1 protein-coding gene is annotated in these 223 nt (G+C 73.1%); it reads right to left on the bottom strand.

Going from position 1 to position 223, the window contains the following annotated elements:
* The coding region (locus E4K09_RS24085; protein ID WP_134500193.1) for a pyridoxal-phosphate dependent enzyme at positions 1 to 223 on the bottom strand (223 nt) is incomplete at both ends.

Raw genomic sequence — 223 nt, forward strand, 5'->3', positions numbered from 1 at the left:
ACATGGCGGTCGCAGGCCTCCTGCGCATCCGCGTAGCGCGCGCCGCCGATCACCACCTCGGCCCCGTGGGAGCGGATGACGGCGATCTTCGCGGGGCTTGAAATCTCGGGAACGAAGATGCGGGCCTTCACGCCGAGCTGGCGGGCCGCATAGGCCACCGCCGCCCCGTGATTGCCCCCCGAGGCGGCCGCGACGCCGGCGGCCGGGACGGGATTCGACAGGA

The sequence above is a fragment of the Microvirga pakistanensis genome, assembly GCF_004458765.1.
Classification (GTDB): domain Bacteria; phylum Pseudomonadota; class Alphaproteobacteria; order Rhizobiales; family Beijerinckiaceae; genus Microvirga; species Microvirga pakistanensis.